Below are 26,644 nucleotides of genomic sequence, written 5' to 3'. Positions count from 1 at the left end.
TTCTTTTCTGTCGAAATACCTGCATGTACACACAAATAAAGCGAAAGGATGCACATGATGAGTTGGATCTATCTCGCGATCGCGGTGATCTTCGAGATCGCCGTCGGGATCGCTGCAGGCAAGGCCGCGGGATTCACGCGGCTGTGGTGGACGATCGCGACGCTGGTCGCCGGCGGCATCGCGACGTTCTTCCTCAGCTTGGCGCTGCTGACGTTCGACGTCGGAGTCGGGTACGCGCTGTGGACGTCGCTGGCCGGGGTGGGGATCGTCATCCTCGGCGCGCTCTTCCTGTCCCAGCGCCTGACATGGAAGAAGCTGCTCGGAATCGCCGTCGTCATCACCGGAGTCGTCGGCCTCAACTTGGCGGGATCGGCGTGATGGCCGCCCGCGGAACAGATCGTCAGTCGCCGCTCACCTCGAACCGGAAGGGACACCCGCTCATGAGCGAACCGAACCGCATCACCGACCCTGCGACCACCTCGGCGAAGACGGGAGCGTGGCTCGCGCTCCTGCTGGCCGGCGGCTTCGAAGTCGGCTACGCGCTCAGCGTCAACGGCAGCGCCGGATTCACGCAGCTCGGCTGGTCTCTGGTCGCCATCGTCTTCTTCCTCCTCACGCTCTTCTTCCTCAGCGTCGCGCTCAAGCGCATCGACGTCGGCATCGGCTATGCGGTGTGGGCCGGCATCGGCGCGGTGGGTGCGGCGGTGCTCGGGCCGGTGTTCTTCGACGAGTCGCTCACCGTGGCGAAGGGGTTCTGGCTCGCCGTCATCATCGGCGGCGTCGTGTGGCTCAAGCTCGCCGACAGTCCGACCCTCGAGGGGACGCCTCGGGATTCGGCGCGCGGTCGGACGACACCAGCCGAATGACCCGCAGGGGGCCGCAGGATTATGGGTTTCCTCAGTCGAGTCTCAGGTCATCACCCTGTGGGGCCGCACGCCGGCGGCGTAGTGTCTAAGACATGAACTCACTCTTCGATTCCATTCGCAAGATCGGCTATCGCCGCGGCCCCGAGCGGATCGTCGGCGGCATCGCAGGAGGCCTCGCCAAGGTCACCGGACTCAATGTCTGGATCGTCCGTCTCCTCGTGCTCGCCTCGTTCCTCCTGCCGGTCCTCGGCGTCGGCGCCTACCTCGTCGTCTGGGCGATCACCCCGTGGCAGGACGGGAGCATCCCGCTCCAGCGCGCCTTCGGCGGTGGCGGCCGACTCGAGCGCTGACCTCGTAGTCGACATCCTCAGGCTCGCGCGAGCGGTCCAGGCAGGACCGTGCGCGTGAAGAGGCCCTGTGATCCCCTGTCAGGGAGGGATCACAGGGCCTCTGTGCGTCTGAGCCGACGTCCGCTGACTCGCTGACGCTCGGCTCATCGTCGTCGCACCCGCGGAATCCGGGCCATCGGCGTGCCCGGCTCGCTCACGGGTCCAAATAAATGTTGTTTTCGCTGTGTTTATGTCTGTATGTGTGGCATCATGAAACTGTGTACGCTGCTGAACGCCAGAAGACGATCCTCACGGCCGCTCGCTCACAGGGCCGGGTCGAAGTCAGTTCGCTCGCCGATGAGCTGAACGTCACGGCCGAGACGATCCGTCGCGACCTCACCGTCCTCGAACGCCGCGGACTGCTCACGCGCATGCACGGCGGTGCCATCCCCGCGGATGCGCTGACTCCGGAGCCCGCGCTCGATGAGCGCATCGGACACCGAGCGGCGGAGAAGCAGCGAGTGGCGCTGCGGGCCCTCGAGGAGATTCCCGACGGGGGGAGCATCCTGCTCGACGCGGGAACGAGCACCCTCGCCATCGCCCATGCGATTCCCGACGAGCTGCCGCTGACGGTCGTCGCCAACAGCCCGATGATCTGCGCCGTCCTCGCCTCGAAGCCCGGCATCACACTCCTGCAGCTCGGCGGACGGGTCCGTGCGCGGACCGGTGCGGCGGTCGGACACTGGACCACCGAGGCGCTCGCCGACCTCACCATCGACGTCGGCTTCATCGGCACCAACGGCTTCGACGCCGTTCGCGGACTGACGACTCCCGACGAATCGGAGGCTGCGACGAAGCGGGCGATGGTCGATGCGTGCCGCACCACTGTGCTCGTCGCCGACTCGAGCAAGGCCTCCCAGGTCCATCTCCATCGCTTCGCCGACCTCGCCGACGTCGACCTCGTCATCACCGACACCGACCTCGACGAGTCCACTGCGGAGTCCCTCCGCGACGCCGGCCCGGACATCGTGACCGTATGATCGTCACGCTCACTCCGAACCCGAGTGTCGACCGTGCCGTTACGGTGGGTGCACTGCACCGCGGACACGTTCTCCGTGCCGCCTCATCCCGAGTCGACCCCGGAGGAAAGGGCGTCAACGTCGGGCGCGCCCTGACCGCCATGGGAGTCCGGCCGCTCGTCGTGGTGCCCTCGGGAGGTCCCGAAGGCACTCTGTTCGACACGCTGCTGAGAGCGGATGGAATCCGCGCGGAGGTCGTGCCCATCGCCGAGAGCATGCGGATGAACGTCAGCGTGCTCGAACCCGACGGCACGACGACGAAGCTCAACGAGGCGGGACCCGAACTCGCCCCCGGCGAGGTCGCATCGCTGGTGGAGGCCACGCTCGAGGTTGCGGCGCCGGGGGTCTGGATCGCTGCCTGCGGAAGCCTTCCCCCGGGGGTGCCGACCGATCTCTACGCAACGCTTGTGCGCGAGGCGCAGGCCCGCGGCGCGCGGGTGGCGATCGACTCCTCCGGCGTCCCGTTCGACGCCGCCGTCGCGGCCGGCCCCACCCTCATCAAGCCCAATCGCGTCGAACTCTCCGAACTCACCGGTCGGCCCCTCGACACGCTCGGGGCCGTCGTCGACACCGCACGGGAACTCGTCAGCACGGGCATCGACTGCGTCGCGGTGAGTCTCGGCCGCGACGGGGCGGTGCTCGTCACCGCGGACTCCGCAGTGCACGCGACAGCCGTCATCTCCGATCCGGTCTCCACGGTCGGGGCCGGCGACTGCATGCTCGCCGGACTCCTCCACGGCCTCGACAGCGGCGCCGACCTCCCGAGCGCTCTCGGCCAGGGAGTGCGCTGGGGGGCCGCCGCCGTCAGGCTTCAGGGCACTGCGGTGCCGACACCCGATCACCTCATCGACATTGCGGTGACGATCTCGGAGGACCCCGAGCTCGCCCTGCCACTGGACGACTGATCCGACGCCACACCGACGGGCGCGGATCACGAAAGGAATCGACATGCCACTGATCAATGACGAACAGGTTGTGCTCGGCCTCACCGGAGGCGACAAGCGCGAAGCAACACGCAGGCTCGCCGAATGCCTGGTGGCGACCGGCCGCTGCACCGATCTCGACCTCTTCGCCGCCGCCGTCGACGAACGCGAGGCGAAGACCGCGACCGGGCTGCCCGACGGGATCGCGATCCCTCACGCGCGCAGCGCGGCGATCACCGAACCCTCCCTCGTCTTCGGACGGTCCGCAGCGGGCATCGACTGGGGTGCGCAGGACGGTCCCGCCCGCCTCGTCTTCCTCATCGCGGCACCGGCAGACGGCGGCGACGCCCACATGAAGGTTCTGCCGCAGCTGGCGCGCGCGCTCATGCGGGAGGACTTCAGAGACGCCCTGCTCACCGCTCAGACGCCGGACGACGTCGTCGAGATCGTCGGCGACCACGTCCATCTCGACGAGGACGCCGAGACCGAGGGTCCTGCACCCGCGGGACCACCCGCACCCGGGACGCCGGCATCGTCCGTCTCCGAACCCGCGGCCCCGCCCGCTCGCGACGAACAGGCCGACACGGCACCGGAAGCGACTCCCGATGGACAGCCGGACGACCAGTCCGCGCGCCGACTGAGGTTCGTCGGCGTGACCTCATGCCCCACCGGCATCGCGCACACGTACATGGCTGCGGAGTCGCTGGAGAATGCCGCTGCCGCCGCGGGCCATGAGATCGTCGTCGAGACTCAGGGGTCGGCTGGTTCGACGCCGCTGACGCCGGCGCAGATCGCCGCGGCGGACGCCGTCATCTTCGCCCACGACGTCGAAGTGAAGGAGCGCGCTCGCTTCGCGGGCAAGCCGACGATCGATGTCGGGGTGAAGAAGGCGATCTCCGATGCGCCGCAGCTCATCGGCAGGGCCGCAGAACTCGCGGCATCGGGTGGCCCCGGCGACGCCGACAGTCCGGCCGCGACCACCGCCGGCACCGAGGTCGAGGACGGAGACGCGCAGATCGGGTTCGGCACCCGGCTGCGACAGTGGCTGATGACAGGCGTGTCCTACATGATCCCGTTCGTCGCCGCCGGCGGCATCCTCATCGCCGTCTCGTTCATGCTCGCGCAGATCGCTCTCGGTGAGAACGGGGCCATCGAGATCGTCAAGTACAGTCTCATCGGCGACGACCAGTACAACATCGCACAGAATTTCGATCTCACGAGCCTCACCTCGTGGGCCGCTCTCGCCTATGTCATCGGTGCCGCGTCGTTCGGATTCCTCGTGCCGATCCTCTCCGGATACATCGCCTTCGCGATCGCCGACCGGCCGGGCCTCGTTCCCGGCGTCGTCGGGGGGGTCCGTGGCGGTGACCATGGACGCGGGATTCCTCGGCGGCATCGTCACCGGCCTGCTCGCCGGTGCCGTCGCCAAATGGATCGCCGGCTGGAAGGTGCACAAGGGCGTCCGTGGCGTCATGCCGGTCGTCGTCATTCCGCTGCTCTCAGCACTCATCACCGCAGGGCTGTTCATCACAGTGCTCGGGCGACCCATCGTCGCCCTGATGAACGGTCTCAACGAAGGGCTCAGCGGACTGACCGGCGGGGGAGTACTGGTCCTCGGACTGATCCTCGGCGCAATGATGGGCTTCGACCTCGGCGGCCCGGTCAACAAGGTCGCCTACGGATTCGCCACCGCCGGCCTCTCCGCGGCCGGCGCGGCGATGGACGCACCGCAGCTGAAGATCATGGCCGCAGTCATGGCGGCAGGAATGGTCGCCCCGCTCGCCCTGGCGCTGGCGACGGCGATCGCCCCGAAGCTCTTCTCGGCACCGGAGCGCGAGAACGGAAAGGCGGCGTGGCTGCTCGGCGCGTCCTTCATCTCCGAAGGCGCGATTCCGTTCGCCGCGGCCGATCCGATCCGGATCATCATCGCCTCGACGATCGGCTCGGCGGCGACCGGCGGCCTCGTCATGCTCTTCGGCTCGACACTCCTCGCACCGCACGGCGGCATCTGGGTGCTGCCCCTCATCGGGCAGCCGCTGCTCTTCGTCCTCGCGCTGGCCGTCGGCGTGGTCATCACCGCGGCACTCGTCGTGCTCTTCAAGGCGATGGCCGCTCGGCGGCGGACTGCGAAGGCCGCGAACCGGGACCTCGACACCACGATGGTCGCCGCATGACCCGACGATTCAACCGCCCGCCAGACGGGCCCGTGCTCGCGATCGGGCACACCTCACGATGAACACAACCCAAGGAGAGATCATGGCAACTCGCACCGTCACCATCGCATCGGCCGTCGGACTCCACGCCCGACCCGCGTCCCTCTTCGTCGAAGCCGTCACCGAATCCGGGATCGACGTCGAGATCAGCCGGCCCGGCGAAGACGCCGTCGACGCCGGCAGCATCCTCGGCGTGATGGCGCTCGGCGCCAAGCACGGGGAGGAGGTCGAACTCTCAGCCGATGCCGAGGGAGCCGACGCCGTTCTCGACCGCCTCGTCGCTCTGCTCGCCACGGACATGGACGCGCAATGAGCACCCGCGGCACGGCAGCGGTGACCGAAGGCGGCACCGCCGTCCTCCACGGAATCGGTGTGAGCCCCGGAACCGCGTACGGTCCCATCGCGCAGGCGGCCGCACCGGTGATGCCCGCCGCCGACGAGCCCGCCGCAGAGGATCCCGCAGCAGCGGCCGAGACGGCCATCGCCAGCTTCATGGACGTCGCGGACGACCTCGATGCGAAGGCGCTGAGGGCCGATCCGACGGCCCGCGACATCCTCAAGGCCACGGCGATGATCGCCCGTGATCGCTCGCTGCACCGTGAGGTCACCAAGCGCCTGCACGCGGGCAGCGGCCCGACCCGAGCCATCGCCGAGGCGATCGATGAGTTCGCCGCACGGTTCGAAGCGCTCGGAGGATACTTCGCCGAACGTGTCACCGACCTCCGTGATGTGGGGGCGCGCACCATCGCCGCGGTGCTCGGCGAACCGGCACCCGGACTCCCCGACCTCACCGAGCCGAGCATCGTCGCGGCCGACGACCTCGCTCCCGCGGAGACGGCCACGCTCGACCGGTCTCTGGTGCTGGGAATCATCACCCGGGCAGGGGGTCTGACGAGTCACACGGCGATTCTCGCGGCGCAGATGGGCATCCCCGCAGTGGTGCAGCTGCCCGACGCAACGACGATCCCCGACGGCACTCTCGTCTCGATCGACGGCGGCAGCGGTGACGTCGTCCTGCGACCGGACCCGGCAGCGGTCGACGCTCAGCGCCGACGTCGTCAGCAGCTCTCTGCCGCGCTCGCCGGCGTATCCGGTCCCGGAGAGACCTCCGACGGCCACCGTGTCGCCCTGCTCGCCAACATCGGAGGCGTAGAGGACGCTGAGCTCGCCGGTGCCGAGGATCTCGAAGGAGTCGGTCTCTTCCGCACCGAGTTCGTCTTCCTCTCCGCCGCTGTGGCCCCGACGGTCGAGGAGCAGACGGACATCTACCGCCGGGTGTTCGCCCCCTTCTCCGGCCGTCGGGTCGTCGTGCGCACCCTCGACGCCGGTGCGGACAAGCCGCTGGCATTCGCCGACCTCGGTCCGGAGGAGAACCCGGCTCTCGGCCGCAGGGGTCTGAGGCTGTCACAGGCTCGCCCGGAGGTGCTCGACGCGCAGCTCCGAGCACTCGCGGCAGCCGCAGCGGCCACAGGAGCCGACGTCAAGGTCATGGCGCCCATGGTCTCGACGGCTTCCGAGGCTCGCTGGTTCGCCCAACAGATGCGAGCCCACGGCCTGTCCTCACCCGGGGTGATGATCGAGGTCCCTGCCGCGGCCCTGCGCGCCAGAAGCGTGCTCGAGGCCGTCGACTTCGGCAGCCTCGGCACCAACGACCTGGCGCAGTACACGATGGCGGCCGATCGCATGGAGGGTGAGCTCTCCGAGCTGCTCGACCCGTGGCAGCCCGCTGTGCTCGCCATGATCGCGACGGCGGCCGCCGGGGCCGAGGAGGCCGGCAAGCCGCTCGGAGTCTGTGGTGAGTCGGCCGGCGATCCGCTCCTGGCACTGGTCCTCGCAGGCCTCGGCATCACGAGTCTGTCGATGGCACCGAGCAGGATCGGCGCAGTGCGACTGGCACTGCGACGTCATTCGCTGGAGGACTGCCGGGCTCTCGCCGCAGCAGCGCTCGCAGCGGAGACGCCGGCCTCGGCCCGGGAAGCGGTGCGCGCCTCCCTCGCTCCGGACCTCATCGAACTGCTCTGAGCGGCAGGGGCGGGCGAGCATCTCCCCGCTCACCACCGAGGCGACCGGCCGTCATTCGGCCTCGTCGCCGGCCCCCGCCTCGGCGAAGGCGGCCTCGACGACGTCGAGGAACACCTCGAGGGTGGGTCCCGGATCGAAGAGGGCCGAGCGCACCATGACGCCGTAGAGCGGGGGCAGCTCGCGCGGCACCGGGACCGTGTTGACCGCTCCCCACACGACCCCGACGCCGTCGAGGGGCATGAGCGCCACGGCCAGATCGGCGGCGACGAGCGGCAGGGCCGTCTGCAGCGTCGAGACCTGCTGCACGCTGCCTGGGGCGATGCCGAGCAGATCCCACAGCTGCTGGGAGATCTCCACGAGCCCGGGAAACCCGGGGATCTGCGACGGGATGACCCAGTGCGCCGCCTCCAGCTCCGCCCGGCCCATGTTCGCTCGGCCGGGCGGCACCGCGATCGCCAGCGGCATCGTCGCGACCCCGCGCATCGTCAGCGCCGGGAAGTTCGCGGCCAGCGCGTCGACATCGGAGGTGGCGACGAAGCCGATGTCGACCCGCCCCTCCGAGACGAGGTCGAGCACTCGGGCGGGGAACGGATCCGAGAGGTCGACGGCGACCCCGGGCGCGGTCTCCCGGAACGTCCGCAGCAGCGGCGGCAGCCGCGACCACGAGAACGTCGGCACCGACGCCACCCGCAGCACTCCGGCCGTCCCGGACCCGAGTGCCCGGGTGCGCTCGGCGATCTCATCGCACCACTGCACGAGCCGCGCCCCGTCCCTGGCGAGCTGACGGCCCGCCGGTGTCGGCGCCACCCCGCGGGGCAGCCGGTCGAGCAGCTTGACCCCGAGCTCCGCCTCGAACGCGAGGATCGCCTGGCTCAGCGGCGGCTGCGTCATGTGCAGCTTCTGTGCCGCGGCCGAGATCGATCCCTCGTCGACGACGGCGAGGAAGTACTTGAGGCGCGTGAGGTTCATAGTCGCTCATTGTATGGGGTTAGCAGAATAAAGATATTTGTCATCTACCAGTGCAGGGCTGAAGCTGGTGGGGAGCCGATCGACGTCGATCACGGCTCGACCCCGTCCAGGAGGATCGATGACGATCACCACCCGGCCCACTCCCACCCTGCTGACCACTGTCCAGCGCACCACCGCCCACCGCCTCGGCGCCGCAGTCCTCGCCGTGCTCCTCACCCTCGCCGTCTCCGGCTGCGGAGTCGGAATGGGCAGCGCCAAGACCATCGGCGACGGCGATACGATCACCGTCGGCGTCATCCCCGTCGCCGACTACGCCTCGATCTACATCGCTGTCGAAGAAGGCTACTTCGCCGAGGAGGGACTCAACGTCGAGACCAAGGTGATGCAGTCGGCCTCTGCCATCGCCCCGTCGGTCATCAACGGCCAACTCCAGTTCGGCACCACCGCGACTCCGCCCCTTACCATCGCCTACGAGAAGGGCCTGCCGCTGCAGATCGTCGCCAACGCCGCGTCGAATGCCCCGACGGCCGACACCGACCCGACGGCGATCGTCGTCGGATCCGACAGCGCGATCCAACGCCCCCGTGATCTCGAGGGGAAGACGGTGGCGATCAACGCGCTCGGCGCGATCACGCAGATCGGCACCGCCGCCGCGGTGAGCGCCGACGGCGGTGATCCGACCAAGGTCGAATACGTCGTCATGTCACTGCCCGACGGCATCGCCGCCGTCGAGAGCGGCCGGGTCGATGCCGCCTCGACCGCCGAACCGTTCCAGGGGCAGGTGGTGGCCGCCGGCGGCCGAATCATCTCCCATCCGCTCTTCGAGACCTTCCCGCCCGACGCCACGTTCGCCGTCGCCTTCACCGCGAAGCCCTTCGCCGAGGCCAATCCCGACGTCGTCGACGCCTTCGTCCGCGCCGTCGACAAGGCGAACGAGAAGGCCGCCGAGGACCCTGAAGCGGTGCGGAAGGTCCTCACAAAGTACGGCAAACTGGCCCCGTCCGTCGCTGAGAGCATGCTCCTGCCGCAGTATTCGACTCAGGTCGACCCCGAAGCGGTGCAGACGACCGCGAACCTCATGACCGACCTCGGCTTCCTCCCCGCGCCGGTCGACACGAAGGGGCTGATGCGGCCATGAGCGCGACCATCTCCCGCACCACGCCGACCGGCCGGCGGGCGACCGATCGGCTGACGCGCAGGATCAATCTCGCCGCCGAGACCCCGGCGGGCCGCTTCCTCTTCGGCCTCGGCGCAGTCCTCGCAGTGTTCGTCGTCTGGCAGCTCCTCTCCGTCACCGGCGTTCTGCCCGCGGCGTCCCTCCCCTCGGCGCTGGAGATGCTCGGAGCGTTCTTCACCCTGCTCGGCTCGGCGGTCTTCTGGTCGGCCCTGTGGTCGACGATCTCCGTGGTCCTCCTCGGCCTCGTCCTCATCATCGTCATCGCCACCCCGCTGGCGATCCTCCTGGGCCTCGTCCGCTTCGCCGAGGAATCGGCCTGGTTCGTCATCGAATTCCTCAAACCGATCCCACCGGTCGCCCTCATCCCGCTCGGTCTCCTCCTCTGGGGGCCGAGCCCGGGAATGAAGCTCTTCCTCATCATCCTCGGCGCGATCTGGCCCCTGCTCACCCAGCTCGTCTACGGCGTCCGCGAGGTGGGCGGCACGAGCGCGGACATGGCCCGCAGCTATCGGCTCGGCTGGTGGCTGACGACGAGCCGCCTCGTCGTGCCCTCGATGCTGCCGTTCGCGATGACCGGTCTGCGCATCTCGGCGGCGATCGCGGTGATCGTCGCCGTGGTCACGGAGATGATCGGCGGGGCCGCCGGCCTCGGCCAGGAGATCGTCGTCGCCCAGACCGCGGGAGCGCTGCCTCAGATGTATGCGCTCATCTTCGCCACCGGGCTGCTCGGACTGGCCATCAACGGCCTCTTCAGGATCGCTGAGGTGCCGCTGCTCTTCTGGCATCCCTCCCACCGAGAGGAGGCGGCATGAGCGCCCCGAACCACCTCACCCTGTTCCTCACCCGAGCCTGGCTGCCCGTCGGCATCGTGGCCGTCTGGTGGGTCGCCTCGGCGAACAGCACCTCGCTCTACTTCCCGCCGCTGCAGACGATCCTGTCCACACTGTGGTCGGGCCTCCTCGTCGACGGACTGGTCACCGATGTCCTGCCGAGTGTGGCGAAGTTCCTCCTCGGCTTCGCCATCGCCGCCGTCCTCGGCATCGTCCTCGGCATCTGCATCGGCATGTCCTCGGCGCTGCGGGCGGCCACGGAGCCGATCGTCCAGTTCCTCCGGTCCCTGCCGCCCCCGGTCCTCCTGCCGATCGGACTGCTCCTCTTCGGGATCGGGCCGTCGATGAGCGTGGCGATCATCGTCATCGGCGCGATCTGGCCGACCCTGCTCAACACCGTCGACGGGGTGCGCTCCCTCGACCCGCTCGTCAAGGACATGTCACGGTCCTACCGGCTGACGATGCCGCAGTACATCCGGTTCGTCCTGCTCCCGAACGCCGGACCGCAGATCTTCGCGGGCCTGCGCACGACCCTGCAGATCTCCATCATCCTCATCGTCGTCTCCGAGATGGTGGCGTCGACGAGCGGCATCGGCTTCTATCTCCTCAACTCGCAGCAGACCTTCGCGGTGGCCGAGACGTGGGCCGGCACCCTCCTGCTCGGCATCCTCGGCTACCTCGCCAATCTCGCCTTCCTCCGACTCGAACGCTTCGTCCTGCGCTGGCAGTACGGCATGCGTGCGCTGACCAGCAAAGGATGATCATGACACTTCAACCCGAACCGACCGCAGCCGCCATCGACGGCGAGGTCCTCCTCGAACTGCGGGGACTGCGCAAGTCCTACGGGGACGTCGAGATCCTCGCCGGCATCGACGTCGCCATCCGCCGCGGCGAGTTCGTCTGCATCGTCGGCCCCTCGGGGTCGGGGAAGACGACCCTGCTGCGCTGCATGGCCGGGCTGCTGGCACCCTCCGGCGGGCAGACCGTCTTCGAAGGGGAGCCGGTGACCGGGCCCCCGGCCGAACTCGCCGTCGTCTTCCAGGACTACTCGCGGTCGCTGCTGCCGTGGCTGAGCACCGCCGACAACGTCGCCCTTCCTCTGCTCAAGACGGTCCCCGCAGCACAACGGAAGGAACGGATCACCTCGGTGCTCGATGCCGTCGGGCTCACCGGCAAGGGCGACCTCTACCCCTGGCAGATGTCGGGCGGCATGCAGCAGCGAGCCGCGATCGCCCGCGGTCTCGCCTTCCAGCCCGATGTCCTCCTCATGGACGAGCCGTTCGCCGCCGTCGATGCGCAGACGCGCATCGAGCTCGAGGACCTCGTCCTCCAGGTGCGCACCGATTTCGACACGACGATCGTCTTCGTCACCCATGACATCGACGAGGCGGTCTACCTCGGCGACACCGTCACCGTCCTCTCCGGGGCCCCGACCACCGTGACCCGGACGATCGATGTCGCTCTGCCGCAGCCGCGGAACCAGGTCGAGACGAAGAGCCTGCCCACCTACGCGGAGTACCGCACCGAAGTCTTCGAACTCATCCAAGCCGCACAGTCACACGCGAGCATCGGGTGAGTCAGGAGCCCACGAATCCCCCGCGTCCGCCTCGGCGGGCCCGCACAGAAAGCAGGAACCATGCCCACTCATCGTCCACTCACCGCTGACGAAGCCTCCGCCTACCGCACCAAGGTCACTCTTCTCGGGACCGCGGGCGGCCCGCCGTGGTGGGATGACTCGGATCGGAACGGGATCTCGACGGCGATCACGGTCGGTGACGCCGTCTACCTCATCGACTGCGGTGAGGGGTGGGGGCCGCAGTTCCGGAAGGCGGGCCTGGGCCCGACGGGATTCCAGAAGGGCATCGACAATCTCCGCAGCGTCTTCATCACCCACCACCACTCCGACCACATGGTCGACTACCCGAACCTCCTCATCCTCGCGTGGCACAACGGATCCGACGGGCTCAAGCAGCCGGTGCAGATCTTCGGGCCCGGCGACCGCGGGACCCTGCCGCCGATCTTCGACGAGGACAACAGGGACCCCATCCCCGAGGTGTTCAACCCGGAATCGCCGACGCCGGGTCTCGTCGAGTCCTCCCAGCGGCTGCTGCAGGGGTACGCGCTCGACATCAACGACCGGATGCGCGACAACGCGAAGCAGGATCTGCGGGAGATCTTCGAGTTCCACGACATCGAGCTGCCGGGCACGACCGGCTCCGATCCCAACGGGGATCCGACGCCGGCGATGGAGCCGTTCGAGGTCTACGCGGACGAGAACGTGCGGGTCACCGCGATCCTCGTCGACCACCGGCCGATCTTCCCCGCCTTCGCCTTCCGGTTCGACACCCCGGACGGGTCGATCGTCATCTCCGGGGACACCGGAGTCTGCGACAACCTCGTGACGATCGCCAAGGGCGCCGACATCCTCATCCACGAGGTCATCGACATGGAGTGGATCGACGGACTCATCGGCGAGGCCTCGCCGCATCCCGACCACAACCTCATGCAGCACATGCTCGCCGCGCACACGTCGATCGAGCAGGTCGGGCCGCAGGCCGAAGCCGCCGGGGTCGACACCGTGGTGCTCACCCACATCGTCCCCGCCGACGGCCCGGTCGAGAAGTTCCAGCGGGCGCAGGAGGGATTCTCCGGCAACCTCGTCGTCGGCGAGGACCTCATGAACTTCGGGCTCGGCACCCCGCGCACCGACTGAGACCGCACGACACAGCGGGCCCCGAGACCAGCAAAGGTATCGGGGCCCGCGGTGTGAGGGCTGTCGCCTGGCCGGTCGTGACTGACTTGGCACGCTGCATCGGCCAGGCCGGCGGTGACCGCGCCCGGCCGGCCGCGACCGCCTAGTCGGCCACGACCGCCTCGGCGCGCTGTGTCGGCCTGCGGTTGGCTTCGATGTCGGCACCGCGCAGGCCCAGCTGCGCGACCACGGCGAGGAGCAGGATGACGCCGACGAGGATGTAGATCGCCTGCGGACTCCATCCGCCGTCGAGCAGCGCTCCGGTCACGGTGGGTGCGAGAATCGCGCCGAACCGTCCCATTCCGGTGCCCCACCCGGCGCCGGTCGAGCGCAGACTCGAGGCGTACGACTGCGGGGTGAGGACGTAGAGGCCGGCGATGCAGCCGTTGATCGCCATGCCGACGAGCAGACCGACGACGATGACGAGGGCGACCCACTGGGCGGTGAAGATGAAGACCGCCATGAGCACGGCGGCGATGACGATGAACGTCATGAGCACCTCGCGCGTCGACCACCGGGACGTGAAGAGACCGAAGGCCACCGACCCGATCGCCCCGCCCAGGGTGAGGGCCACGGTGACGATGAGTGACAGGGTGGGACTGAGGCCGGTCTCGTTCATCAGTCGCGGCGTCCACGAGTTCACGAAGTAGAAGCCGAACATGATGATGAAGAACGACGCCCACACGACGATGGTGACCCGGCGGTTGCGGGCGTTGAACAGTGCGGGAATGCCGCGATCGGTGCGTGCCAGGGCGGGCACCGGCATGAGCTCGACCGGGCCCGTCTGCCCGAGGCGGCGGGCGATCGTGTCGAGCCGGCGCTGCGCGTTCGCCGGCTGTCGGTTGTAGAGGAACGACGGGGATTCGGGAATGAGGACGATGACGAGGATGAGCGCGACGATCGTCAGCGCGCCGCCGAAGACGAACACCGAGCGCCAGCCGAAGCTGCTGATGAGCGAGACCATGATGGTCCCGCCCACGGCCGCGCCGACACCGTAGCCGGCGGTGTAGATGCTGATGGCGAGTCCGCGTCGCTTCCGCGAGGCGTACTCGGCGCAGATGACGTTGGTGCCGGTGAGGATGCCTCCGATGCCGAGCCCGGTGACGACCCGCCAGATGCCGAGCTCCGTCGCCGAGGTGGCTGTGGCCGAGAGGAACAGCCCGGCGCAGTTGACGATGAGGGCGATGATCGTCATCCGCCGGCGGCCGATGCGGTCGGCCACCGGGCCGAGGATGAGTGCGCCGACGGCCATGCCGAGCAGGGCCGCGCTCATCACCAGGCCCAGTGCTGTGCCCGAGAGGGAGAACTCCTCGGTCACCTGATTCGACGAGAAGGAGATCGCCAGGACGTCGTAGCCGTCGAGGGCATTGAGGAAGGTGCAGATGCCGACGATGAGCCATTGGTAGGGCGACATCCGTGAGGTGTCGATGCGTTCGCGTAGATCCACGTTGGTCTCCGATTCTGCAAGCAGTCCATCCCGCGACGGTGCGAGATGGCTATAAGCATAGGGAAAAACGACGTGATCCGCATTACCGTCTCAGAACTTATTCAGCAAAACAGAGGCGAAATGCAAATCTTCTGGATACCTATGGACATAGGTAAATGATTGTGCCTATAGTGCGAGGGAACCCACGGCAGTGTTCACGAAAGGAACTGACCCCATGATTGAGTCAACGGCGGTTCGACTTCTGGAGGACTTCTCACTCGAGATGACCGGCAAGGATGTCGACGCACTGCGGGAGGCCGCTGCGGTCATCCCCACCGGGACGAGGATCAACGTCACCTACCTCGGCAATGAGGATCTTCCGATGCGCGTGGCCGCCGCCGAGGCGGTGCGCGAGCTCGGGTTCGTCCCCGTTCCCCACATCTCGGCCCGCCGCATCGCCTCCGAGCCGAGCCTGCGGGAGTTCCTCGCCGCACTCCAGGACGTCGGAGCCAGCGAACACGTCTTCGTCGTCGGCGGAGACCCGGCCGTCCCCGAAGGCCCCTACCCCGATTCGCTGACGATCATCCGCTCGGGCATCCTCCAGGACTACGGGGTTCGCGAGGTGAGCATCGCCGGCTACCCCGAAGGGCATCCCGACATCGACTCGGCCACCCTCGCCGAGCACCTGGCGGCGAAATCCGCATCGCTGGCCGACCAGGGACTCGGGCAGGTCGTGCTCAGCCAGTTCGCCTTCGACGCCGACCGGGTGACGGCGTGGATCGAGGAGGTGCGGGCCGCCGGCATCGACGCCGAGATCCGCGTCGGCGTGCCCGGACCGGCCGGGGTCAAGCGGCTCATGGGCTACGCTCGGCGCTTCGGGGTCGGAGCGAGCGCGGGAATCGTGCGGAAGTACGGATTCTCCCTGACCAACCTCGTCGGCACGGCCGGACCCGATCGCTTCGTCAGCGAGCTCGCGACCGACCTCGCAGGCGCGGGGGACGCTGGGACGGTGAAGGCGCACTTCTACACCTTCGGCGGCCTCGCGGCGACGGCCGAATGGGTCCGCGACTTCGTCAGGGAGGCGTAGACCGTGAACCAGCTCGCTGCGAGCCGACGCGATTTCGCGACGCTCATCGTCACCTGCCCCGACCAGCCGGGACTCGTCTCCCTCATCACCGCCCTCATCGCGCGCAACAAGGGCAACATCATCTCCCTCGACCAGTACACGACCGATCCGCGCGGCGGCGACTTCTTCCAGCGCGTCGTCTTCCACCGCGAGGGTCTCAGTGCGGCGCTGCCGGAGATCGAAGCCGACCTCGCCGCGACCCTCGGGCCCCACGAGATCGACTACCGCCTCGTCGAGGGCAGCGCGCTCAAGCGCATGGCGGTGCTCGCGTCGAAGAGCGACCACTGCCTCCTCGACCTCCTCTGGCGGCACCAGCGCGGAGAGCTGCCGGTGACGATCCCCCTCGTCATCTCCAACCATTCCGACCTCGCCGAGGAGGTGCGCCGATTCGGGATTCCGTTCTTCCACGTCCCCTCCCAGGGGGAGGACAAGTCGGAGGCCGAAGCGCGGATCCTCGAACTCCTCGACGGCAACGTCGACTTCGTCGTCCTCGCCCGGTACATGCAGATCCTCTCGGAGTCGTTCATCGACGAGGCCGAGGTGCCGATCATCAACATCCACCACTCGTTCCTCCCCGCGTTCATCGGCGCAGCGCCCTACCGCAAGGCCAAGGAGAGAGGAGTCAAACTCATCGGCGCGACCGCCCACTACGTGACGAAGGACCTCGACGAGGGGCCGATCATCGAACAGGACGTCACCCGCGTCAACCACACGATGACGGCTGCCGACATGCAGACGCGCGGCGCCAACGTTGAACGCGCCGTGCTCTCCCGGGCCGTGCGCCTCCATGCCGAGGACCGCGTCATCCGCCACGGCAACCAGACGATCGTCTTCACCTGACCCGTCCTCCCGGCACCCCCTCCCCACTGACCCACCCCACCCCAGAGAACTCCCACGCAAGAGAGACAAGAACAGAGAGGTTTGACCACCATGTCCGACAACCTGCAGCAGATCCTCGATTCGACCAATCCCGTCGACCTTCTGCGCAACTCCCAGATCGGCTCCTACATCTACCCCGTGGTCCCCGCGGACTTCACGAACTGGATCAAGGAGCAGAAGGCATGGCGTGACACCGCTGTGCTCTACGACCAGTCCCACCACATGGACAACGTGTTCCTCAAGGGCTCCGACGCGATCAAGCTCATCTCCGACACCGCGATCAACTCGGTGGCGAACTTCGCGGTGAACAAGGCCAAGCAGTACGTGCCGACGACGGCATCCGGTCACGTCATCGGCGACGGCATCCTCTTCCGCGAAGCCGACGAGGAGTACGTCTACGTCGGCCGGGCACCCGCCTCGAACTGGCTGCTCTTCCACGCCGAGACCGGTGACTACCCCAACCTCGACATCGAGGTCGACCGCCGCTCGCCGTCGCGTCCCTACGGACACGCGGTCTCGCGGCAGTACTACCGGTTCCAGATCCAGGGACCCAACGCCTGGTCGGTCATCGAGAAGCTCAACGGCGGCCCGCTGGAGAAGCTCGGCTTCTTCAACATGTCGACGATGACGATCGCGGGCAAGGAGGTGCGCACACTGCGCCACGGCATGGCCGGCGCCCCCGGCCTCGAGATCTGGGGACCGTACGAGGACCACGACGTCATCCGCGACGCCATCGTCGAGGCGGGGGCCGAGTTCGGTCTGCTGCCCGTCGGATCGCGCGCCTACCCGTCGAACACCCTGGAATCCGGGTGGATCCCCTCGCCGCTGCCGGCGATCTACACCGGGGAGGCCGAGCGGCCGTTCCGCGAATGGCTCGGCGCCGACAGCTACGAGGCCACCGGCACCCTGGCCGGGTCGTTCGTCTCCGATAACATCGAGGACTACTACCTCACCCCGTGGGAACTCGGCTACGGCTCGTTCGTGAAGTTCGACCACGACTTCATCGGTCGCGACGCGCTCGAGAAGATGGACCCCGCCGCTCAGCGGCGGAAGGTCACGCTCGCATGGGACGCCGAGGACCTCGGCAAGGTGTGGACCTCGCTGCTCGATGTCGACGGACCGAACTACAAGTTCTTCGACCTGCCGCTGGCGAACTACGGGTCGGCGAACTACGACTCGGTCGTCGATGCCGACGGCAACGTCGTCGGGTTCTCGATGTTCACCGGCTACTCGGCGAACGAGCGTCGCGGTCTCTCCCTGGCCACCGTCAACCCCGATGTCCCTGAGGGCGCGGAGCTCTCGGTCGTCTGGGGCGAGCCGGACGGCGGCACGAACAAGGCCTCGGTCGAACCGCACGAGCAGACCCAGGTCAAGGCCGTCGTCAGCCCGGTGCCGTACTCGACCGTGGCCCGCCAGACCTACCGCGGGGGATGGCGCACGGGTCAGAACTCCTGACGGCTATAGTCTGGAAGGGCTCGGGCACACAGCCCGGGCCCTTTCGTCGTTGTCGAGTGGTCAGAGTCGAAACCAAGGAGCATGCCATGAGTCTGCGGAACGCGATCCTCGCGCTCCTCCGCATCGGACCGATGTCGGGCTACGACCTGCAGAAGCAGTTCTCCCAGTCCGTCGGGCACGTCTGGCATGCTCCGGATTCCCAGATCTACCCGGAGCTGCGCAAAATGGCCGACCAGGGTCTCCTCACCGCCGAAGAGCAGGCCCGGGGAGCGTCGGGGATGCGGAAGGTCTACCACGTCACCGAGGCGGGGGAGCGGGAGTTCCTCGAGTGGATGAATGCCCCGCTGAAGTACCAGCGCACGCGCGATGCCGCGCATCTGCGGGCCGCGTACCTCGAGGCCGCCGACCCCGAGGCGATCGAGGAGTTCCTCAACGGTCATATCCGCCATTGGCAGGTCGAGCTCGAGACCGTCGAGGAGGAGATCTGCAAGATCGACACCCTCACCTCGCCGATGCTCAACCGTCGTCTCGAGGTCACTGAGGACGAGGACCGGGAGGCGACCATCGCCTTCAAGCGCTACTCGTACGAGGGTCTGGCTGCGCGTGCTCGCGGCGAGATCCGGTGGGCCCGGGAAGGACTGGCGCTCATCCGCCAGCTCGGCATCGCCGACGGGGTCGAGGACGCCGACCCCCAATGAGCACCGCCGCTCAGTGAGCCCGGCCGTGAGCTTGCTCCCCGACGATCCCGACCCTCAGTGAGCCCGCGGGACGCTCAGAGTCCGAGCACGCGCACGGCATTGTCCTTCATGATGAGCGGCACGGCCTCGGGCCGGATGCCGAGGTCCTCGAAGTCCCTGATCCAGCGCTCAGGGGTGATGAGGGGAAAGTCGGACCCGAAGAGCGCCTTGTCCTTGAGGATCGAACCGATGGCCCGAACCAGCTGCGGTGGGAAGTACTTCGGGGACCAGCCGGAGAGGTCGAGGTAGACGTTCGCCTTGTGGGTGGCGATCGAGATCGACGAATCGGCCCACGGGACGGAAGGGTGGGCGAGGATCATCGTGAGGTCGGGGAAGTCGGCGGCGACATCGTCGAGGAGCATCGGATCCGAGTAGCGCAGCTTGATGCCGCGACCGCCGGGCAGTCCCGCCCCGATCCCCGTCTGCCCGGTGTGGAAGAGCGCGACCAACCCGAGCTCGGCGCACGCCTCGTAGAGCCCGTAGTACTCCCGCTCACTGGGGTCGAAGCCCTGCAGGCTGGGGTGGAACTTCATCCCGCGCACCCCGTAGTCCGTCGCGAGCTCCCGAATCCGGGCGACCGCCTCGGCGGGCCGGCGGGGATCGACGGAGCCGAACGGGATGAGGGTGTCGTTGTGCTCGGCGGCCTGCTCGGCGATCATCTCGCTCGACACCGGGGGGTGGCCGCCGAGGGCCGTCGTCGCATCGACGGTGAAGATCACCGCGGCCATGCTGCGCTCACGGTAGTAGGCGGCGAGGTCGGCGACCGTGGGTGTGCGCGGCACCGCGGCCCGGAAGTAGTCCGCCGAGGCGGCGAGGAGCTCGTCGTCGAGCGAGGTGTGGTCGTGGTCGTCGGATTCGACGTGGGTGTGCACGTCGAGCGCGGTGATCGTCGCGGTGTCGATCGCGGGTTCGTATCTCATCGGGAGCAGTCCTCCTGCGGGTCGGCGGGGGCGCGGCGGGCGCCGCGGCCTGACGGGTTCACGGCAGCGTCGGGTAGCGCTCTTTGAGGGCGATGAGCTCGGCGAGCATGGCATCGCGGTCACGGATCAGCGCTGCAGTGCTGCGCCCGTCGAGTTCCTCCTCGACGCCGGCGACGAGCTTCTCGGTGAGCTCCTCGCCGAGGTGGACCTGACGCAGATCGTGCATCCACACCTCCTGCGGCGGCCCGAGGTGCTCCAGGAGATGGCGCATCCCACCGGGGCCGCCGGAGAGGTGCTGGATGGCGAGGGGACCGAGCACCGCCCACCGCAGTCCCGGGCCGTAGGAGATCGCCGTGTCGATGTCCTCGACGGAGACGACTCCGCGATCGACCAGGGAGTACGCCTCCTGCCAGAGGGCGGCCTGGAGTCGGTTGACGACGTGGCCGGGGAGTTCGGCCCGCACACGGATCGGCTTCTTCCCGATCGCGCGGTAGACCTCGACGGCCCGCTCGCCGATCTCCTCCGGTGCTTCGGGTGCGGTGACGACCTCGACGAGCGGGATGAGATGGGCCGGATTGAACGGATGCCCGACGACGATCCGCTGCGGGGCGACCTCGGCGCTCGCCGCGATCGCCGAGGGACCGAAGCCCGAGGTCGACGAGGCGATGATCGCCGAGGTGGGCGCGGCCGCATCGATGTCGGCGAGGATGGCCTGTTTGACCTCGAGCCGTTCGGGACCGTTCTCCTGGACGAAGTCGGCCTCACCGACCGCCTCGGCGAGGGAGCCGGAGAAACGCAGCTGCGCGAGGCGGCCGAGCGCATCGGGATGGGAGGTCTCGAGTGCGGAGCGGACGTCGTCACGCAGGCGGTCCGCGGCCCCAGGGGCGGGGTCGAACGCCGTGACCTCGTGGCCGGCGGCGAGGAACCCCGCCGCCCACGCCGCGCCGATGACGCCCGTGCCGATGATCGCTGTCCTCATGCCGATGCCTCCTCGCGTGAGAACCGGGCCGCGTAGGCGATGTACTCCTCGAGGGAGCGCGGGTCCTGCAGGGACCCGGGGCTGACGACGGAGTCGGCCGCGGCACCCTGGATGATGCGCTTGACCGGGACTTCGAGCTTCTTGCCGGTGCGTCCGAGGGGGATCCGGGACACTCCGACGATGTCGTCGGGGATGTGCCGCGGGGACAGCCGGGTCTTCAGCGCCGCGCGGAGACTCGCCGCCGTCTCCGGCGACACGGGACCCCCGTCGTCGAACTGGACGAAGAGGACGAGTTCACCCATCCCGCCGGCGGGATCCTCGAGGTGGATGACGAGGGAGTCGCGGACCCCGGGCAGGGTGTCGAGGACGGAGTAGAAGTCGGCGGTCCCGAGTCGCACCCCGCCCCGGTTGAGGGTGGCATCGGAGCGGCCGGTGACGACGACGCCGCCGTCGCTGAAGAACTCCACCCAGTCGCCGTGCCGCCACACGCCCGGGTAGGTGTCGAAGTACGCGGCGCGGTAGCGGGCGTCGCCGTCCTCGCCCCAGAACGTCACGGGCATCGAGGGCACGGGGGCGGTGATGACGAGTTCTCCGAGCTCATCGCGGACCTCGTTGCCGTCCGCGTCGAAGGCGGTGGCCGCGAAGCCGAGGGAGGTGCCGGACATCCGCCCGGCATAGACGGGGGTGAGGGGTGAGGCCTGGAGGATTCCCGAGCAGACGTCGGTGCCCCCGGATCCGACGTTGAGGAGGACCCCGACGCCGAACTGATCCTGGATCCACTCGTAGCCCTCAGCGGGCAGCGGAGCCCCGGCGACGCCGAACTGCTCGACGGCGGAGAGGTCGAACTCCGTCGTCGGCGCCAGGCCCTCACGGCGGGCGGCCATGATCGCGCCCGGGGCCATGCCCATGAGCGTGGCCCGGGTGCGCGCCGCGAGGCGCCACAGCTCCTTGGTATCGGGATGGTTGGGGTTGCCGTCGATCATGACGATCGCGGACCCGACGACGAGCCCGCCCACGAGCGCATTCCACATCATCCACGCCGTCGTCGAGAACCAGCAGAACGTGCTGCCGGGACCGAGGTCGAAGTGGAGCCCGTGGTTCTTCAGCGTCTCGAGGAGGATCCCGCCGTGGGAGTGGACGATCGCCTTCGGCTTCCCCGTCGTCCCGGAGGAGAAGAGGATGACGAGCGGGTGGTCGAAGGGGACCGGAGTGAACTCGAGGTCCGCCGAGGCGGCGCCGAGGCTCTCGTAGTCCGTGACCTCGACAGCCGAGTCCGCTTCACGGGCGTCGGCGATGAGGGCGCGGGCGGCGTCGTCGACGGCGAAGTCGCCGTAGTCGACGGTGATGAGATGGGTGAGGCTCGGCAGGGCGGCGACGATCTCGGCCACCTCGGCGCTCCGGTCGATCGGCTTCTCACCGAACCGGTAGCCCGGGATCGCGACGAGCACGGTCGGTTCGATCTGGGCAAAGCGATCGATGACCGACTGGGTGCCGAACTCCGGGGCGCAGCTGGCCCAGATCGCCCCGATGCTCGCTGCGGCGAGGAAGACGACGAGCGCCTCGGGCTGATTCGGCAGGTACCCGGCGACCCGGTCGCCCGGACCGACCCCCATGGCGAGCAGGCCTGAGCGGACCCGGGCCACCTCGGCGCGCAGCTGGGCGAAGGTCAGGGTGCGCTCCTCCCGGGTCTGGGACACCGCGGTCACGGCGATGTCATCGGCCTGGTCGGGGAAGCCGAGAGAGTGCTCGGCGTAGTTGAGCCGCGCCCCGGGGAACCACTTGGCGTGCGGCATGATCCGCTGCTCGAGCACCGTCTCGTACGGGGCGTGGCTGATGACGCCGAAGTAGTCCCAGATCGCCTCCCAGAACTCCTCGATCTCGGTGGTCGACCAGCGGTGGAGATCGTCCCAGCCGGCGAAGGCGGTGCCGCGGCGCTCGCCTGCCCAGCGGAGGAAGTCACCGAGGCGGCTGGTGTCCCGGGCATCGGCGGGGACCTCGCGGATGATCGTCGTCATGGCTTCCTCACCTTCGGTCCGGTGCCGTCGAGGAAGTCGCGCATGAGGGCCTTCGCTTCGGTGCTCGACTGAGCGACGGCGGCCATGAGGGCCTCCATCATGTAGCCCTCGTCGCGGCCGGATTCGACGATCCGCGGCAGCGCCTGGGTGATCGCGTAGTTCGTCACCTCGGAGTTCGACGCGATCGCGCGCGCCAAGTCGATGGCCTTCTCAGTGCCCTGACCAGCGGGAACGCGGTAGTTGACGAGTCCGATGGTCTCCGCCTCGACGGCGTCGAACGAGCGGCCGGTGAGCATCATGTCCTGGACGCGGTTGAGGCCGATGAGCCGGGGCACCCGCACCGAGGCGCCGCCGCCGACGAAGAGCCCGCGCTTGCCCTCGGGGAGGGCGAAGTAGGCGGAGTCCTCGGCGACGCGGAGGTGGGCGGCGCTGGCGAGTTCGAGTCCGCCGCCGATGACGCCACCCTGGAGGACGGCGACGACGGGGATCGCCGACTCGGTGATCGCGTTCATCGTCGCATGCCACCGGCGGGAGTGGAGGAGACCGGAGACGGCGTCGCGCTCGGTCATCTCGGACAGGTCGAGTCCCGCACAGAAGTGGTCGCCGGCGGCGGTGAGCACGATCGCGCGGATGCCTGCGGGAGGTTCGGTGAAGAACGCGCCGAGGCGGCCGATCGTCGCATCGTCAAGGGCGTTGCGCTTGGCGCGGCGGTCGAGGGTGAGGACGCCGATGGACCCGTCGCGGACGAAGCTCAGTGTCGGGCCGAGGTCGGTCGGGCTGGAATCGACCGATTCGGATGTGGCAGGGGACGCCGGTCGCGAGGGCCCAGCGCTCGCCTCGGCGGATCGGGCTGCCTCGGTGGGTCGGGCTGCCTCGGTGGGGCCGGTCGCCTCGGTGGGAAGGGGGGTGTGGGAGGTCATGGTGCTTCCTTGGTCGGTGCGGTGCTGGTCGGTGCTGTGATCGTCGGTTCGGGGTTGGTCGAGTCGGCGGTGGTCGGTGCTGATGTGGTCGGGCCAGCGGTGGTCGGCTCATGGCCGGTCCCGTGGGCGCCGAGGGGTCCGGTGCGGCGCAGGGTTCCCTTGTGGACCTTGCCCGAGCCGGTACGCGGGAGGGAGTCGACGATGTCGAAGTGCTTCGGGACCTTGTACTTCGCAAGGCGGGTGAGGAGGAACTCGCGCAGCTCCTCGGGGGCCGGGGTGTGGGCGTCGGCGGCGACGACGAAGGCGTGGCCGACTTCGCCCCAGCGGTCGTCGGCGGCGGCGACGATCGCGGCCTCGGCGACGGCGGGATGTTCGAAGAGGACGGATTCCACCTCGGCGGGGTAGACGTTCTCACCTCCGGAGATGAACATGTCCTTGAGGCGGTCGACGATGAAGAGGAAGCCGTCCTCGTCGAGGTAGCCGATGTCCCCGGTGTGGAACCACCCGCCGGGGGAGAATGCGGACTCCGTGGCCGCGTCGTTCCTCCAGTACCCGTTCGTGACGTTGGGGCCGCGCACGACGACCTCGCCGGGCTGGCCGGCCGCGCAGGGGTTCCCCGAGGGGTCGCGGATGTCGATCTCGGAGAACGGCAGCGCTCGACCGGCCGATCCGGGTTTGTCCAGGGCATGCGACGCCGGCAGGATCGTCGCCCCGGGCGAGGTCTCCGTGAGCCCGTACCCCTGGCAGAAGGCGATGTCCCGGGCCTGGAAAGCGTTGATGAGGGAGACCGGGATCGGGGCGCCTCCGGAATTGATGAACCGCAGCGAGGTGAGATCGGCGGTGGACCACCTCGGCGACTGGAGCATATCGGCGAACATCGTCGTCACCCCGGCCATCCACGTCAGGCCCTCGTGTTCGATGGCGTCGAAGGCGCGGTCGACGTCCCAGGTCGCCTCCATGAGGATGCGGCCGCCGCGCAGGTAGCTCGTGAGCACCTGCTGGTTGAGACCGATGACGTGGAAGAGCGGTGCGGCGACGAGGGTCGTGTCCGCGGCGGTGAGGTCGGTGCTGAGGAGGAAGTTGAAGGCGTTCCACAGGACGTTGGCGTGGGAGAGCACGGCGCCCTTCGGCCGTCCGGTGGTGCCGGAGGTGAAGAGGAGGAGCGCGGGTTCGTCGCCGTCGAGGTCCGCGGCGGGGATCATCGGTCCCTGCGCCGAGGCGGGGGCGGGGTCCCAGCGGACCGGTTCGACCGGCACCGTCGAGCGAAGGCGATCGGCGGTGCTCGTGAACTCGGGAGCGACGAGGAGGCGGGAGACTCCGGCGTTGTCGAGCTGGAAGTCGAGCTCCGCGGGGGCCAGGCGCCAGTTGAGCGGGAGGAAGATCGCGCCGAGGCGCAGGCACGCGAGCACGGTGACGACCGCGGCCGGATGGTTGGGTCCGAGGTAGGCGACCCGGTCACCGCGGCGGATGCCCGCCGAGTGCAGGGCAGTGGCCGCGATGAGGGTGCGCTCATGGAGATCGGCGTACGAGTGATCGATGCCGGCGAAGCGGATCGCGGTCGACCCGCCGTGATCGGTGGCCTGGCGCTCGGAGAGTGTCGCGAGGCTGGGGTGGACGAAGGTCAACGGCTCTGTCCTTCCGGTGCGGGGTCGTCGGCGGTCAAGGGTCCGGACGCCGGGGACGCAGCAGAGCCATCGGCTGGGATAGCGGTGTCGGGGGCGACTCGATCGGAGAGGCTGCGCGTCTTCGTCTCGCCGAGGCGGAGGATGCAGAGGATGCTGACGATCGAGACGGCGACGATGACGAGGGAGAGCGGGATGGTCGAGGAGCCGCCGTTGGCCGTCATGATCGCGGCGAAGAGGACGGGGGAGATGCCGGCGCCGAGGCCCGCGAACTGATAGCCGAGCGAGGCGCCGGTGTAGCGGTGCTCGGTGTCGAAGAGTTCCGTGTAGAACCCGGCGAGCGGGCCGTAGATCATCGGATGGATGATGCCTTGGCCGATGATCATGCCGATGGTGATGAGGACGCCGTTCTTCGTCTCGATGAGGGGGAAGAGGGCGAAGCTCCACGCAGCGATGAGGATGGCGCCGGTGATGACGAGGGGTCGGCGCCCGATCGCATCGGAGAGGCGCGACCAGAGGATGATGCCGAAGATCGCGAAGAACGAGGAGAAGGTCAGGGCGTTGAGGATCGTCTGCTGGTCGACCCCGATCTGGACGCCGAAGGCCACCGAGTACGTGGTGAGCAGGCCCTGGAACATGAAGGCGGAGAGCCCGACGCCGATCGAGAGCAGGAGGGTGACCGGCTGCTTGCGCAGGGTCGCCAGGATGGGGATCGACTTCGCCCGCGGGCGCTCCTTCGCGCGGAGGAACTCGGGGGACTCGTCGACGGCGGCGCGGACGACGACGCCGACGACGAGGAGGATGATCGAGGCGAGGAACGGCAGCCGCCAGCCCCATGCGACGAACTCCTCGACGCCCATGACCGCCAGGGTGCCGGCGACAACGGCGGCGGAGACAACCTGGCCGCTGGGGGCGCCGGCACTCGTGAAGCTCGCCCAGAAACCGCGGTTCGTCGTCGAGTGCTCGGCCGACATCAGGGTCGCGCCTCCCCATTCGCCGCCGATCGCGATGCCCTGGATGACGCGGATGAGGACGAGGAGGAGCGGGGCGATGGCGCCGGCTTGGTCGTAGGTGGGGAGGACGCCGATGAGAGTCGAGGCGATGCCGATGGTGAACATGCTGATGACGAGCATGCGCTTGCGTCCGAGCTTGTCGCCGAAGTGACCGAAGATGATGCCGTCCAGCGGACGGGCCAGGTAGCCGGCGGCGAAGGTCGCGAGACTCGCGAGGGTGCCGACGAGCGGCGGAAGGTTGGAGAAGAACACCTGTTGGAAGACGAGGGCGGCGCAGACGGAGTAGAGGAAGAAGTCGTAGTACTCGATGACGCTGCCGAGGTAGGCGGACGCGGCGGCCCGTTTGAGCATGGTCGGAGATTTCGTGGAAGCCATGGGATCCTCGCTGACTC

General features: G+C 68.6%; 24 protein-coding genes and 1 pseudogene. 17 read left to right on the top strand and 8 right to left on the bottom strand.

Going from position 1 to position 26,644, the window contains the following annotated elements; all coding sequences use genetic code 11:
- Nucleotides 1-57: 57 nt before the first annotated feature.
- From ABD154_RS15005 to ptsP, 8 genes and pseudogenes are all read left to right on the top strand, one after another.
- Nucleotides 58-378, top strand: coding sequence for a DMT family transporter (locus tag ABD154_RS15005; RefSeq protein ID WP_137825794.1), 321 nt, complete (start codon nt 58-60; stop codon nt 376-378).
- Nucleotides 379-440: 62 nt separating this feature from the next.
- On the top strand, nt 441-866 hold the full coding sequence (locus ABD154_RS15000; protein WP_344251557.1) for a DMT family transporter: 426 nt from the start codon (nt 441-443) through the stop codon (nt 864-866).
- Nucleotides 867-958: 92 nt separating this feature from the next.
- Nucleotides 959-1,216, top strand: a complete 258-nt coding sequence (locus tag ABD154_RS14995; RefSeq protein ID WP_137825792.1) for a PspC domain-containing protein — start codon at nt 959-961, stop codon at nt 1,214-1,216.
- 257 nt (nt 1,217-1,473) lie between these two features.
- The gene (locus ABD154_RS14990; protein ID WP_344251556.1) at nt 1,474-2,235 is read left to right on the top strand and encodes a DeoR/GlpR family DNA-binding transcription regulator; all 762 of its coding nucleotides are present in this window, start codon (nt 1,474-1,476) and stop codon (nt 2,233-2,235) included.
- Nucleotides 2,232-3,179 (top strand): 1-phosphofructokinase, encoded by a 948-nt coding sequence (gene pfkB / locus ABD154_RS14985; protein ID WP_344251555.1) that lies wholly within the window; start codon nt 2,232-2,234, stop codon nt 3,177-3,179. Before ABD154_RS14990 ends, pfkB begins: the two co-directional genes overlap by 4 nt.
- Before the next feature lie 43 nt (nt 3,180-3,222).
- Nucleotides 3,223-5,371: pseudogene (locus ABD154_RS17985) on the top strand (PTS fructose transporter subunit IIABC).
- A gap of 82 nt (nt 5,372-5,453) precedes the next feature.
- Nucleotides 5,454-5,723 carry an HPr family phosphocarrier protein gene (locus tag ABD154_RS14970; protein WP_198499683.1) on the top strand — a complete coding sequence of 90 codons (270 nt, stop codon included), beginning with the start codon at nt 5,454-5,456 and terminating at the stop codon, nt 5,721-5,723.
- Nucleotides 5,720-7,432, top strand: a complete 1,713-nt coding sequence (gene ptsP, locus ABD154_RS14965; protein ID WP_344251553.1) for a phosphoenolpyruvate--protein phosphotransferase — start codon at nt 5,720-5,722, stop codon at nt 7,430-7,432. Before ABD154_RS14970 ends, ptsP begins: the two co-directional genes overlap by 4 nt.
- 51 nt (nt 7,433-7,483) lie before the next feature.
- Here the strand turns inward: ptsP and ABD154_RS14960 are convergent, their stop codons facing one another.
- Complete coding sequence (locus tag ABD154_RS14960) at nt 7,484-8,401, bottom strand: LysR family transcriptional regulator (protein WP_344251552.1); 918 nt, start codon at nt 8,399-8,401, stop codon at nt 7,484-7,486.
- A gap of 118 nt (nt 8,402-8,519) precedes the next feature.
- Between ABD154_RS14960 and ABD154_RS14955 the strand changes: the two genes are divergently transcribed.
- From ABD154_RS14955 to ABD154_RS14935, 5 genes are read left to right on the top strand one after another with little or no spacing between them, the layout of a single operon-like run.
- Nucleotides 8,520-9,539, top strand: coding sequence for an ABC transporter substrate-binding protein (locus ABD154_RS14955; RefSeq protein ID WP_344251551.1), 1,020 nt, complete (start codon nt 8,520-8,522; stop codon nt 9,537-9,539).
- The gene (locus ABD154_RS14950; protein ID WP_344251550.1) at nt 9,536-10,390 is read left to right on the top strand and encodes an ABC transporter permease; all 855 of its coding nucleotides are present in this window, start codon (nt 9,536-9,538) and stop codon (nt 10,388-10,390) included. The genes ABD154_RS14955 and ABD154_RS14950 overlap by 4 nt, the downstream gene beginning before the upstream one ends.
- Nucleotides 10,387-11,169, top strand: a complete 783-nt coding sequence (locus ABD154_RS14945) for an ABC transporter permease (protein WP_344251549.1) — start codon at nt 10,387-10,389, stop codon at nt 11,167-11,169. The genes ABD154_RS14950 and ABD154_RS14945 overlap by 4 nt, the downstream gene beginning before the upstream one ends.
- 2 nt (nt 11,170-11,171) lie before the next feature.
- Entirely contained in the window at nt 11,172-11,984 is an 813-nt protein-coding gene (locus ABD154_RS14940) for an ABC transporter ATP-binding protein (RefSeq protein WP_344251548.1), read from the top strand.
- A gap of 60 nt (nt 11,985-12,044) precedes the next feature.
- Nucleotides 12,045-13,121, top strand: coding sequence for an MBL fold metallo-hydrolase (locus tag ABD154_RS14935; RefSeq protein WP_344251547.1), 1,077 nt, complete (start codon nt 12,045-12,047; stop codon nt 13,119-13,121).
- A gap of 142 nt (nt 13,122-13,263) precedes the next feature.
- Here the strand turns inward: ABD154_RS14935 and ABD154_RS14930 are convergent, their stop codons facing one another.
- Nucleotides 13,264-14,607: an MFS transporter gene (locus ABD154_RS14930; protein ID WP_211978731.1), complete on the bottom strand. Its 1,344-nt coding sequence runs from the start codon at nt 14,605-14,607 to the stop codon at nt 13,264-13,266.
- Between the two features lie 214 nt (nt 14,608-14,821).
- Between ABD154_RS14930 and ABD154_RS14925 the strand changes: the two genes are divergently transcribed.
- The 4 genes from ABD154_RS14925 to ABD154_RS14910 all read left to right on the top strand — a co-directional run bounded on the left by ABD154_RS14925 (nt 14,822) and on the right by ABD154_RS14910 (nt 18,744).
- Nucleotides 14,822-15,673 (top strand): methylenetetrahydrofolate reductase, encoded by an 852-nt coding sequence (locus ABD154_RS14925; RefSeq protein ID WP_344251546.1) that lies wholly within the window; start codon nt 14,822-14,824, stop codon nt 15,671-15,673.
- 3 nt (nt 15,674-15,676) lie between these two features.
- The gene (purU, locus tag ABD154_RS14920; RefSeq protein ID WP_198499673.1) at nt 15,677-16,552 is read left to right on the top strand and encodes a formyltetrahydrofolate deformylase; all 876 of its coding nucleotides are present in this window, start codon (nt 15,677-15,679) and stop codon (nt 16,550-16,552) included.
- 90 nt (nt 16,553-16,642) lie between these two features.
- Nucleotides 16,643-18,046: a vanillate/3-O-methylgallate O-demethylase gene (gene ligM, locus ABD154_RS14915; protein WP_344251545.1), complete on the top strand. Its 1,404-nt coding sequence runs from the start codon at nt 16,643-16,645 to the stop codon at nt 18,044-18,046.
- An 86-nt stretch (nt 18,047-18,132) separates the two neighbouring features.
- Nucleotides 18,133-18,744, top strand: coding sequence for a PadR family transcriptional regulator (locus ABD154_RS14910; protein ID WP_198499671.1), 612 nt, complete (start codon nt 18,133-18,135; stop codon nt 18,742-18,744).
- A 74-nt stretch (nt 18,745-18,818) separates the two neighbouring features.
- Here ABD154_RS14910 and ABD154_RS14905 read toward each other — a convergent pair whose 3' ends face one another.
- From ABD154_RS14905 to ABD154_RS14880, 6 genes are read right to left on the bottom strand one after another with little or no spacing between them, the layout of a single operon-like run.
- Nucleotides 18,819-19,703, bottom strand: a complete 885-nt coding sequence (locus tag ABD154_RS14905) for an amidohydrolase family protein (RefSeq protein WP_344251544.1) — start codon at nt 19,701-19,703, stop codon at nt 18,819-18,821.
- A gap of 58 nt (nt 19,704-19,761) precedes the next feature.
- Complete coding sequence (locus ABD154_RS14900) at nt 19,762-20,682, bottom strand: 3-hydroxyacyl-CoA dehydrogenase NAD-binding domain-containing protein (RefSeq protein WP_344251543.1); 921 nt, start codon at nt 20,680-20,682, stop codon at nt 19,762-19,764.
- A complete protein-coding gene (locus tag ABD154_RS14895) occupies nt 20,679-22,697 on the bottom strand; it encodes an acetoacetate--CoA ligase (RefSeq protein WP_344251542.1) in 2,019 nt (672 codons plus the stop codon). The genes ABD154_RS14900 and ABD154_RS14895 overlap by 4 nt, the downstream gene beginning before the upstream one ends.
- Nucleotides 22,694-23,617, bottom strand: a complete 924-nt coding sequence (locus ABD154_RS14890) for a crotonase/enoyl-CoA hydratase family protein (protein WP_344251540.1) — start codon at nt 23,615-23,617, stop codon at nt 22,694-22,696. Before ABD154_RS14890 ends, ABD154_RS14895 begins: the two co-directional genes overlap by 4 nt.
- On the bottom strand, nt 23,614-25,242 hold the full coding sequence (gene menE / locus ABD154_RS14885) for an o-succinylbenzoate--CoA ligase (RefSeq protein ID WP_344251539.1): 1,629 nt from the start codon (nt 25,240-25,242) through the stop codon (nt 23,614-23,616). The genes ABD154_RS14890 and menE overlap by 4 nt, the downstream gene beginning before the upstream one ends.
- Nucleotides 25,239-26,627, bottom strand: coding sequence for an MFS transporter (locus ABD154_RS14880; protein WP_198499666.1), 1,389 nt, complete (start codon nt 26,625-26,627; stop codon nt 25,239-25,241). The genes menE and ABD154_RS14880 overlap by 4 nt, the downstream gene beginning before the upstream one ends.
- Nucleotides 26,628-26,644 lie beyond the last annotated feature (17 nt).

This window comes from Brevibacterium sanguinis, from assembly GCF_039528855.1.
Taxonomy (GTDB): domain Bacteria; phylum Actinomycetota; class Actinomycetes; order Actinomycetales; family Brevibacteriaceae; genus Brevibacterium; species Brevibacterium sanguinis.
The sequence above is the reverse complement of the archived record's forward strand: the minus strand, read 5'-3'. Positions and strand labels throughout refer to the sequence as shown.

Coding starts and splice junctions, on each gene's coding strand:
- ABD154_RS14945 (WP_344251549.1), top strand. CDS start 10,387: ATGAGCGCCCCGAACCACCTCACCCTGTTCCTCACCCGAGCCTGGCTG.
- ABD154_RS14895 (WP_344251542.1), bottom strand. CDS start 22,697: ATGACGACGATCATCCGCGAGGTCCCCGCCGATGCCCGGGACACCAGC.
- ligM (WP_344251545.1), top strand. CDS start 16,643: ATGTCCGACAACCTGCAGCAGATCCTCGATTCGACCAATCCCGTCGAC.
- ABD154_RS14995 (WP_137825792.1), top strand. CDS start 959: ATGAACTCACTCTTCGATTCCATTCGCAAGATCGGCTATCGCCGCGGC.
- ABD154_RS15000 (WP_344251557.1), top strand. CDS start 441: ATGAGCGAACCGAACCGCATCACCGACCCTGCGACCACCTCGGCGAAG.
- ABD154_RS14880 (WP_198499666.1), bottom strand. CDS start 26,627: ATGGCTTCCACGAAATCTCCGACCATGCTCAAACGGGCCGCCGCGTCC.
- ABD154_RS14900 (WP_344251543.1), bottom strand. CDS start 20,682: ATGAGGACAGCGATCATCGGCACGGGCGTCATCGGCGCGGCGTGGGCG.
- ABD154_RS14950 (WP_344251550.1), top strand. CDS start 9,536: ATGAGCGCGACCATCTCCCGCACCACGCCGACCGGCCGGCGGGCGACC.
- ABD154_RS14960 (WP_344251552.1), bottom strand. CDS start 8,401: ATGAACCTCACGCGCCTCAAGTACTTCCTCGCCGTCGTCGACGAGGGA.
- ABD154_RS14970 (WP_198499683.1), top strand. CDS start 5,454: ATGGCAACTCGCACCGTCACCATCGCATCGGCCGTCGGACTCCACGCC.
- ABD154_RS14910 (WP_198499671.1), top strand. CDS start 18,133: ATGAGTCTGCGGAACGCGATCCTCGCGCTCCTCCGCATCGGACCGATG.
- ABD154_RS14955 (WP_344251551.1), top strand. CDS start 8,520: ATGACGATCACCACCCGGCCCACTCCCACCCTGCTGACCACTGTCCAG.
- ABD154_RS14890 (WP_344251540.1), bottom strand. CDS start 23,617: ATGACCTCCCACACCCCCCTTCCCACCGAGGCGACCGGCCCCACCGAG.
- ABD154_RS14905 (WP_344251544.1), bottom strand. CDS start 19,703: ATGAGATACGAACCCGCGATCGACACCGCGACGATCACCGCGCTCGAC.
- ABD154_RS15005 (WP_137825794.1), top strand. CDS start 58: ATGAGTTGGATCTATCTCGCGATCGCGGTGATCTTCGAGATCGCCGTC.
- pfkB (WP_344251555.1), top strand. CDS start 2,232: ATGATCGTCACGCTCACTCCGAACCCGAGTGTCGACCGTGCCGTTACG.
- ptsP (WP_344251553.1), top strand. CDS start 5,720: ATGAGCACCCGCGGCACGGCAGCGGTGACCGAAGGCGGCACCGCCGTC.
- ABD154_RS14925 (WP_344251546.1), top strand. CDS start 14,822: ATGATTGAGTCAACGGCGGTTCGACTTCTGGAGGACTTCTCACTCGAG.
- ABD154_RS14935 (WP_344251547.1), top strand. CDS start 12,045: ATGCCCACTCATCGTCCACTCACCGCTGACGAAGCCTCCGCCTACCGC.
- ABD154_RS14940 (WP_344251548.1), top strand. CDS start 11,172: ATGACACTTCAACCCGAACCGACCGCAGCCGCCATCGACGGCGAGGTC.